Here is a 9,977-nt window from a genome sequence, read left to right on the forward strand (position 1 = left end):
GGGAGCAATGCAATGACGACCTTGGTTGAAACGCAGGATACAACAGAACCGTGCGCGGATGAGTCTGCAGCAGCGTTGCTAATCTCGCGCCAGACACTGCTAACGGCCACTGGAGGACCGTTTGAACTGAAACCGGAGCTGCGCCAACTGTGCGCGTTGACCAGCGATGGAATTTTGTACGTCTCTGCCCAGCACCAAACGGATGCCTATGTCATGGCATTCGAGGATCAGTTGGACCACGAGAATCATCACTTTGAAGTCAAGGTCTGCTCGATGAGCACGATCAAGGCGCTCTACCAAGCGAATGAAGATGTAAATAGTGGAGCCCTATCGACCACCGAAACGAAGCGCCAGGCCCAGGTGGTCCAACTTCTCGGTGAAGCTCACCGCCGTAATGCGAGCGACGTCCACTTTGTCGTAGGTCACGATATAACTCGAATTTTTTTCCGTATCCACGGGCTTTTGTGGGAAGCCGAACAGCATCAGAGCCAGGTGGGCATGGAGCTCTGTTCGTCGCTCTACAACAGCATGTGCGATGTAGCGAAAGATCACTATCAGCCCCAGGTCAGCCAGGACGCTCGGATAAAGCGTGCCTATGTGGAACAACTCGGTTTGTTCGGCGCCCGGGTCGCCACCCGGCCGCTCGTAGATGGCCCCCTGATGGTTTTACGTCTGCTGTATGACGATAAAACCAAAATGACGTTTGAGGATCTCGGTTTTCTTCCCCAGCAAATTGAGGCATTCAGCCGCATCCGTAGCTTGCCGTATGGAGTAAACCTGATCACAGGCCCAACAGGGTCCGGGAAATCCAAGTCCCAGCAGGTCAATCTGAACCTACTGTATGAAGAGTGTGGTGGCACAAAACACATTTTGACGATGGAGGATCCGCCTGAGTATCCAATCCTGGCCAACCAGTCACCTTTAGGTGCTGGCGAAACGTGGAACGACGGTATCACCAACACCATGCGGCTGGATCCAGACATTCTGATGTACGGGGAAATCCGGGATCTCGCCTCAGCCCAAGCAGCTTTCCGTGGCGGAATGACCGGTCACTTGGTGCTTTCAACACTGCACACCAACAACGCCGTGGCGGGGCTTCAACGGCTGATCGATATGGGTGTAGATCGCTACCTGGTCACTGACCCGGCCCTAATGACCAGCGTTGTGAATCAATCACTGCTGCCTCAACTGTGTTCTCACTGCCGCGTGCCAGCCACAGCGCATCTGGACCAGCTCAACGGTGCATTGATCCAGCGCTTGCGCGACCTGCATGCAATCGACTTTACTTATTTGAAAGGTCCAGGGTGTTCACACTGCAAAGGCTTAGGCGTCATCAGCCGCACCGCAGTTGCGGAAACACTCCTCACCGACCTCAATTTCATGCGTGTTTTTAATGAACAGGGGGCCAGTGCAGCACGTCGATACTGGGTGAAGGAAATGGGCGGTATCACCAAGACCGCTCATACGATCATCAAGCTCAAACAAGGCTTAGTAGATCCGCGTCATGCCGAAATGATGGTAGGTCCATTGGACTTTGACCGACAAATCCTGGAGCTCGCCCATGCAGAGTGACTTGAGAGGGACGTTGAAGCGTTGGGCCGAAACCTTCTACGCCAAGCAGTTCGGTAAGAACGAACGAATCCAGTTTTATGAAAGCCTCATGGGCATTCTTGAGGATGGCGTGTCGCTTGAGGACGCCCTGCTCACCGTGGCCCGTGCATTCAGTGATAACGGCCAGAAACAGCATCCCGTATCACTCGCCTGCCGGGATATCGCGCAATCAGTAAAAGGGGGGAAATCGTTAAGCGTTTCCTGCGAAGGCTGGGTTCCTTATGACGAAAACTCATTGATCGCGTCCGGGGAAGAGACCGGCAACCTGGTACAGGCTTTTCGGGACTGCGTGAGGATCATTGAAATACGCCAACGGATCAGCAAGCTCGTCGCCTCTGCCACTGTTTTCCCGTCGGTGGTGTGGAGCGTGATGGCGGCGCTGCTGTACGTCATCGCCGTGTGGATGGTGCCCTCTATGACAAAGCGCTCCAATCCCGAAGCCTGGACAGGCGTGCCGGCGTTCCTCTACGCCCTATCGAACTTCGTCACCCATTACGGGCTGGTGACATTGATAGGCGTGGTCTTATTCATCCTGGTTTCTATTGTAACCCTACCAGTATTTTGCGGGCTTCAGATCAACGCTGCCAGCCCGTCATGGAAGCTGCAACTGAACAAGATCCTCCAGACCTTGAGGGTACGAGCAGAAAGGTTCCCTCCATGGTCAGTCTACAAGGCTCTGCACGGCTCGATCTTCCTTCTTAACATGGCCGTGATGTTGCGTTCAGGCATCAACCAGCTCGATGCGTTGAAGTCTCTGCAGCGCAATGCCTCACCATGGCTGAAGGAACGGCTGAGCGCCATCCACTACGGTGTCAGCGCCGGCAAAAACTTCGGCACCGCGCTGAAACTCGCAGGTCATGAATTCCCCGACCCTATGGCCATGCACTTTCTTGAAGTACTCGCCACACGCAAAGGGTTTGCCGAATCGATGGAGCGTTTTTCCAACCGCTGGTTGGAACAAACACTTCAACGCGTCGAGGTAATCGCCAAGTCCCTCATCGGAGCATCCTCCATGACCATGGGAATCATGATGATTCTGGTAGTGATCGGGATATTCCAGCTGGCGGGCACCGTAACTGAAACGCTTTAACTCAAACGCAAACAGAAAACGAGGTACGAAAAAATGCCAACAAATACACACCACGCCCAACGGGGATTCCTTTCTTTGGATGGGATGTTCTGGCTGATGCTGATCGCCGTGGCACTGGGTTTCATCGTATTCATGGGTTACAGGACGTTCGGAAGCTCGGACGTCACCATTGAGCAAAGCAACCTCGGCACGTTGCTGAGCAATGCTAAAAGACTGAAAAGCACGACCGGCTACGCCACAGCAGGCACCAACTTGACGCCATCTTTGATCAACCTCGAAGCTACCGGCGGTATGAGCGTAAATGGCACGACCTTGTCCAACCGATGGAACGGTTCTGTCACAGTGGTCAGTAATGGAATGACCTTTACCATCACCGAAACCAATCTCCCCAAAACTGCTTGCATTACCCTTGCCTCTAATATGGCAAAGGACAAACAGACGACGACGGCAATCAACGGTGGTACTGCCATCGCCGGGGAAATCAGCGCCGTAGCGGCTTCGACCAGTTGCTCTTCGGACGCCAATACGATCGCCTGGACTTCTTACTAGAGGAGTACGGCGTGAGCGTGATCTCCGATGCTGAATTCGTCGACCTGTACCTAGGCGACGGGTTTGCCGATGCCAAAGGCCTCCCGGGGCAGGCGCGAAGAGTTGAAGCGCCCGCCGAATGGCGGGCAGACCTTGAGCGCTTACGGGGGCTATGTGAGGAAAAGCATGTCGCGACCCAGGACCCGGAATTCGCTCTGATTGAAGATGGCGTGGTTCTTCGCGTCACCCAGTTGCTGGACTTAAACGGCAAACCAGTGTTTGTCCTGAGCAAGTCCTCGGTTCAAATCCGTCCGTTGGACATGTTGGGCCTGCCCGATTATCTCCAAGATGCATTGATGAGTGACACGGTGCACGGCCTGATCTTTATCTGTGGAGAAATGGGCACAGGGAAAACCTCCAGCGCTGCATCGCTGGTGAAAGCCCGTCTTGAGGCCTGGGGAGGAATTTGTGTAGCCGTCGAGGATCCTCCTGAACCCTATCTGAATGGTCGACACGGTGATGGGCGCTGTATTCAAGTTCCAGTTTCTCGCCGTATGGGAGGCTATGAGGAGGCGTTGATCCTGGCACTGCGCACGAGAGCCGATTTGTTGTTTGTTGGGGAAATTCGCGATAGCTCGACGGCAGCACAGGTCATTCAGGCCTCCATCAATGGCCATCTCATTATTTGCACAGGCCATGCCGGCAGCGTCACTCAAGGTATTGAGCGCGTATCAGCCTTGGCTCAGCCATTACTCAATAACGCCCGGGAACTGCTTTCCAAAGGACTGGTAGCGGTCATTCACCAGTCTTTGTCGAAGGGGGCTGATGGGAGCCGCCGCCTGACATTGCAGAGCCTGCTGTTCACGGGCGATGACGGACCAGGTATCCGGGAAAAAGTCCATGCCGGAAAGGTCAGCTTGCTCGATCAAGACATCGCGCACCAATCATCTAGGAGCCTCTGGAATGACCAGTAAAAACAAACAGCGGGGATTCTTGAGCCTGGACATGGCGATCGGATTGGTCGTGTTTTCCATCGTTGTGACCTTTGCCATCGTATGGCAAATCAAGCAAATGGACGCCCAGGATTATCGCATTGCCGCCGACCAACAAAGAACGATCGCCGAAGCTCAAGCCAAGTACCTGAAGGACAACTTCAGCACTGTATTGGCCAACGCGTCGGCCACTGTGCCGGTTCAGATAACAGTGCCGATGCTGATCAACACCAACTACCTTCCCGCTGGCTTTAGCCCCACCAATGTTTTCGGACAAACCATCTTCGGCCTTGCCCGAAAACCAAACCCCAACCAGTTGGAAGCTATCGTGGTCACCACCGGTGGGCAGGCAATTCCAGAGATGGGCATTCGTGCCATCGCCGAAAACCTCGGCGGGCCTGGTGGTTTTATTTCAAAAACCAACCCGAATATCGTTCAGGGAGTACGGGGCGGCTGGCAGGTCGCGCTAAGTAACTACGCCATGGCCCCCGGCCCAGGACATACCGCGAGCGCACTCTTTCTCATGGATGGTGCCTTAGCCAACGACTATTTGTATCGAAATGCTGTGCCTAATCGCCCCGAGCTCAACGTCATGAACACAGATCTTGGAATGGGGAATCACAACATCAACAACGCGGCGACCATCACAGCCACTGGTAATGTCAATGCCAGTGGCGACGTTACGGCCCGTAATGTCACCGTCACCACTAATATCAACGCAGCAACCGCCAACATCACAGGTGAAACCTACACCGGAGGCTGGTTTAGAACGCGTGGTGACACAGGCTGGTATAGCGAAAAATGGGGAGGAGGCATCTACCAAAATAGCCCAAACTGGGTCCAAATTTATAACGATAAAAACCTATCAACCGGCGGTTTGATGCTCGCAGGCGAAATGCGTTCCACCGGAAAGATAACGGCCTATGATCGAATCCAGACCAATGAATACCTGTCCTTAGGCGGATTAGCCACCGAAGGTACAGCGTGTAGTGATCGAACGCTTATTGCAAAAAGCGCGGTGGGAATAATGCTGTCGTGCCAACAAGGCGTGTGGAAAACCAATGCCTCGAAGATTGTTATCGCTGGCGAGTTTGCGGCTGGATTTGGCGAAGCGGTCAGAATGATTCCGGCGTCAGATGGCGTCTGCTTTCAATCAGGATTCTATACCGGATCTTTGAATAACTATGACAGTTTTAACGGGCGTGTTTATATCGGACCTGACGGCTACTGGTATGTTTCAACGGTCGGTAGCGTGTATCCACGAGGACAAAGTCTGTACGCGACGTGTATCAAAAGTTGAGTTTCTATCGTGACCGTCAGCGCCTTGCCGTGTCGGGGAAATATATTTTGAGGGTGGGCTGAAATCTGACGAGGTACTGGGTAGTTACACCTCGTGATTCAGGGGTTAAGAGAACGACAATCCGTATCATAGATAGCGTACGAAAATCTGATTTTTCACGGCAGAACCGACCCTACGAGGAGCCCGCACCATGACAATGCACTGGGTGATTCTCATGATCCTTATTATAGCCACCGGTGTTTCTGTTGAAACTCAAAATCAAGAGCAGCGAGCATTTGATTACGCAACATTGGACTCACTAAGCCGCAACTTTCTGGTTTACAGATCCGCAGCAACCGAATTTGCTCGGTCCAACCCGACTTTTAGTGGAGTACCTAACGACTCTGCGCTTAGCCTACCAGCCTGGTTTGTCAAACCACTTGGCGTTGAGTCTTATATCGCAGCAGGAACAACCTACACCTATTTCAACGGTGTTGCGCCATCAGGTATGTCTTCAGCGTTAGTTGAGTTGACCCAGTCGGCAGTCGTCGGTGTGAAGCGATCTGGAATGCTAATTTCACCGGTTACCGGAGCTACCGGAATTTCAATTCCTCCAGCCGTACCCGAAGGTGCAATTGTCGCCGTCAATTAACTCCGAGCTGGACGTCTTGGCACGCCAGGTTGCATATCCCCCTGCCTATCAACATAATGCACGCAACAACGTTTCCACCCCGTTGGCTACTGGCGGTCATCAGTAGCGCCCGGTGATGCGGCTTGCCCCATCACCAACCCCAAAGCACGCTTAGCTCCGGGAAGGGCGTGCGGATCTGGTTCAAAGCTCTCCCTGTGTCTCCCTGTTCAAGCCAGACACGCAGCCGTCTAACTCGTGAATTGCGAGTTCATAGGCACACAGGGCTTTGTTGAGGTTCGAAGCACCTTAGTCTAAGGGCCACACTGGTGTTGTGGCCCACGCTTTTTAAAGCTCACTTGAAGGGTAGCCTGATGATCTTGCAAAGGATTATCAGGCTACCCTTTGGTAGCTGCTTTTCCCTGCCGGTGGCCCGCCGGCGAAACGCAGGGCTCCTTTTGTGCGCGGATGCGTGCCTAATGTTTGCTGGCCTCAGCCACGATAATCGGCCAGGTGAAGAAAATGAGACGTTCAGATCACAGCCCAGGGATCGATGACGCCTCAGTCTCTCACAGGTGGTATTTTTTTCTGAGTGATGTGTCTTACTTCTACCGAGGGTAGCTGCTGACGCAGCTACCCTCGGTAGCTTCCCCTGAGTTCAATCTGCATAGCCCCCGCCAGTAATTTCCCTCCCCGCTTGACACATACGTATGCGTCCGGCCAAGTCATCTACCCAACCCCGCAACGCTTGGACATGGTGTGCACTTAATTTAAGTGGGCACCAGTTCTAGCCTTTTAAGCGGGTATGTCATGCAGCCAACACGCCGTTCCTATTCCAAATCCTTCAAGGCCCAGGTCATTCAAGAGTGTGCCCAACCCGGCGCTTCGATTGCCGGCGTCGCCCTCAGCCATAGCCTCAACGCCAACCTCGTCCACAAATGGATTCGAGTGCACGCGCACAAAAGCTCAGCGCTTCAACCAGCATTTATCCCATTGCCCATGCAGATAACGGCACACCCACCTTCATCGAATATCAGCATTGAGATTCTGCACCCACGCGGCACCGTCAAAGTGAACTGGCCGACCGATAGTGCTGCTGCCTGCGCCGCTTTCCTTCGAGACGTGTTGCGATGATCCGTATCGACGCCATTTGGCTCGCCACCGAGCCCATGGACATGCGCGCCGGTACCGAGACTGCGCTGGCCAGGGTGATCGAGGTCTTCGGTGCGGCGAAGCCGCACTGTGCTTATCTGTTTGCCAATCGCCGCGCGACTCGGATGAAAGTGTTGGTACATGATGGGATCGGCGTTTGGCTGGCTGCACGTCGCTTGAACCAAGGCAAGTTTCACTGGCCAGGCCTTCGACAAGGCAGCGAAATGCAGTTGGATACTGAGCAACTTCAGGCCTTGGTGCTCGGCCTACCTTGGCAACGTGTTGGCGTCGGCGGTGTAATTACACTGCTTTAAAAAACTTTAATTAGCGTCTTGGTTTGCTGTCGCAGGCGGTCTGCTTTGGTAAAATCCACGGCATGACTTCCTCGCCCAATCTCGATCAAATGACTCCCGACCAACTGCGTGCATTCGCTGCGCAGTTGCTGTCGCAAGTGGAGACCATGGGCAAGACGGTAGAGACCATGGGCAGAACGGTCGAAACCATGGGCAAGAAGATCAACCGCGATCAAACGGTGATCGAAAAGCTGACCCACGAGATCGCACAGCTCAAGCGTTTGAAGTTTGCCAAGCGTAGCGAGCAGATGAATCCTCAGCAGGCCAGCCTGCTGGATGACCTGATCGATACCGATATCGCGGCGATTGAGGCCGAGCTTCAGGCCTTGCAAATCGCGCCAGCGACAACTGAGAAAAAGCAAAAGCCCAAGCGCACTGCGTTGCCGGCAGAATTCCCACGCACCTTGATCCATCACGAACCGGACAACACTCACTGCCCATGCGGCTGTGCGCTTAAACGCATCGGTGAAGATGTCAGCGAAAAGCTGGACTACACGCCGGGCGTGTTTACCGTTGAGCGCCATGTTCGTGGCAAGTGGATTTGTGATGACTGTGAAACGCTGATCCAGGCGCCGGTACCTGCGCAAGTTATCGACAAGGGCATCCCGACTGCCGGATTACTTGCCCACGTCATGATCGCGAAGTTCGCTGATCATCTTCCGCTTTACCGTCAGGAATCGATTTTTGGTCGAGCTGGCTTGTCGATTCCACGCTCCACTTTGGCTCAATGGGTCGGCGTTACGGGCGTGCAGTTGCAGCCACTGGTCGATGCCCTGCGTGACGTAGTGATCGGGCAGCAGGTCGTGCACGCGGATGAAACACCCGTACAGATGCTCGCTCCGGGCACGAAGAAAACCCACCGCTCTTATGTTTGGGCTTACGCCACCAGCCAGTTCTGCGAAACAGCCGCTGTCGTCTACGACTTCAGCCCCAGCCGCGCCGGTGAGCATGCTCGCAACTTCCTGCAAGGCTGGAAAGGCAAGTTGGTCTGCGATGATTTTGGCGGTTACAAGGCCAGCTTCGAACTCGGCGTGACCGAGATCGGCTGCATGGCCCACGCCCGGCGCAAGTTTTTCGAATTGCATGCCACCAACAAGAGCCAGCTCGCCGAGCAGGCCCTGCGTTACATCCAGTTGTTGTACGAAATCGAGAGCGAAGTGCGTGACCTGGAGTCGGAATTACGGCGCCGAATACGGCAAGAAAAAGCCGCGCCAGTGATGGATAGGCTGCATGCCTGGATGATCGCCCAGCGTGATCTTGTGCCCGAAGGTTCAGCCATCAGCAGAGCATTTGATTACAGCCTCAAACGCTGGGCAGCGCTGTCGCGCTACCTCAATGACGGGGCCGTACCTATTGATAATAATTGGGCGGAAGTGCGACACGAAGTCGCTTAATGAAGTTGTTCCCCCTTGGTGGGAACCACCCGTGTCACCGGGTGAATCTAGAAGGCTGAATCAAGAGCGCCTTCGACAATGTTACGAGGCGCCGCAAGGTGCGGGGTACCAATCGTGAGAGGCGTACCCTTCTGGCAGCCATGGCCGGACAAGTGCTAGATAGTTGGTATGGTGAACACACGTGAATCTGCGCAACGATCGTTAAATTAAGCGAGCGGAAATGGCTTACACGCTCGAACCAAAATGGTAATGGAGGTGGGAACTGCGTCTTTCTACTACGCATTCGTGACCCACATGCCTCCCGGTCGATAGCAGGCACCTAACCCGACGCACTTCAGTAAGCGGAACGTGGAAATCCCGTATCGCTCCCGTCAGGGAAAGCCGTTTGTAAAAATTGCCCATGGCGGTGCGGGCGAAGGAACGAGGAAAAAGCGAACGCCGTCCTGTAATGGGTTGGATAGAGGTTGAAACATCACTTCACGCGAAAGCGGGCAGACGTCCTCATGGTCTCTCTTCACACGAGAGTAGGTAGAACCCTTTCAACGGAAGGAGAGCAAATGAACGCAGCAGCATTGGCGTGTGCACCTTCCGGCACGTCGTGGGACAGCATCGATTGGATCGCCGTACAACGTCGTGTCAGAGGGCTGCAAGCGCGTATTGTGAAGGCTGTACAAGATGGCAGACATAACAAGGTGAAAGCCCTGCAATGGCTGCTGACTCACTCGTTCAGTGGCAAGGCATTTGCTGTGAAACGGGTGTCTGAAAACAAAGGCAAAAATACCCCCGGCGTGGACAAGGTTACTTGGAATACGCCTAGGGCCAAGCTCGGCGCGATAGAGTCGTTGACGCGGCGAGGTTACTCGCCGCTCCCGCTTCGGAGAGTGCTTATTCCGAAGAAAAACGGCAAAACGAGACCTCTTGGAATTCCCGCGATGAAATGCCGGGCCATG

At 54.2% G+C, this 9,977-nt stretch carries 9 protein-coding genes and 1 pseudogene; all 10 read left to right on the forward strand.

Translation table 11 applies throughout. The features are described from left to right. Positions 1–12: 12 nt before the first annotated feature. Positions 13–1,572: a GspE/PulE family protein gene (locus tag NA637_RS17240; protein ID WP_236361963.1), complete on the forward strand. Its 1,560-nt coding sequence runs from the start codon at positions 13–15 to the stop codon at positions 1,570–1,572. Next, positions 1,562–2,701 carry a type II secretion system F family protein gene (locus tag NA637_RS17245; protein WP_236361965.1) on the forward strand — a complete coding sequence of 380 codons (1,140 nt, stop codon included), beginning with the start codon at positions 1,562–1,564 and terminating at the stop codon, positions 2,699–2,701. Before NA637_RS17240 ends, NA637_RS17245 begins: the two co-directional genes overlap by 11 nt. Before the next feature lie 33 nt (positions 2,702–2,734). Further along, positions 2,735–3,250: a type 4 pilus major pilin gene (locus tag NA637_RS17250; protein WP_236361967.1), complete on the forward strand. Its 516-nt coding sequence runs from the start codon at positions 2,735–2,737 to the stop codon at positions 3,248–3,250. Positions 3,251–3,261: 11 nt separating this feature from the next. After that, complete coding sequence (locus tag NA637_RS17255; protein WP_236361969.1) at positions 3,262–4,203, forward strand: ATPase, T2SS/T4P/T4SS family; 942 nt, start codon at positions 3,262–3,264, stop codon at positions 4,201–4,203. Then, complete coding sequence (pilV, locus tag NA637_RS17260) at positions 4,193–5,521, forward strand: shufflon system plasmid conjugative transfer pilus tip adhesin PilV (RefSeq protein ID WP_236361971.1); 1,329 nt, start codon at positions 4,193–4,195, stop codon at positions 5,519–5,521. The genes NA637_RS17255 and pilV overlap by 11 nt, the downstream gene beginning before the upstream one ends. A 190-nt stretch (positions 5,522–5,711) precedes the next feature. Next, complete coding sequence (pilM, locus tag NA637_RS17265) at positions 5,712–6,152, forward strand: type IV pilus biogenesis protein PilM (RefSeq protein WP_236384474.1); 441 nt, start codon at positions 5,712–5,714, stop codon at positions 6,150–6,152. 786 nt (positions 6,153–6,938) lie between these two features. Further along, complete coding sequence (gene tnpA, locus NA637_RS17270; protein WP_186352298.1) at positions 6,939–7,262, forward strand: IS66-like element accessory protein TnpA; 324 nt, start codon at positions 6,939–6,941, stop codon at positions 7,260–7,262. Next, positions 7,259–7,594: an IS66 family insertion sequence element accessory protein TnpB gene (gene tnpB, locus NA637_RS17275; RefSeq protein ID WP_034139925.1), complete on the forward strand. Its 336-nt coding sequence runs from the start codon at positions 7,259–7,261 to the stop codon at positions 7,592–7,594. Before tnpA ends, tnpB begins: the two co-directional genes overlap by 4 nt. Before the next feature lie 62 nt (positions 7,595–7,656). Further along, positions 7,657–9,006 (forward strand): annotated as a pseudogene (gene tnpC, locus NA637_RS17280) (IS66 family transposase); the annotation flags it as partial. A 578-nt stretch (positions 9,007–9,584) separates the two neighbouring features. Then, positions 9,585–9,977: reverse transcriptase N-terminal domain-containing protein (locus NA637_RS17285; RefSeq protein WP_256073519.1), on the forward strand; the 393-nt coding region annotated here is incomplete at its 3' end.

The organism is Stutzerimonas stutzeri (assembly GCF_024448935.1).
In the GTDB taxonomy this organism is placed as follows: Bacteria; Pseudomonadota; Gammaproteobacteria; order Pseudomonadales; family Pseudomonadaceae; genus Stutzerimonas; species Stutzerimonas stutzeri_AO.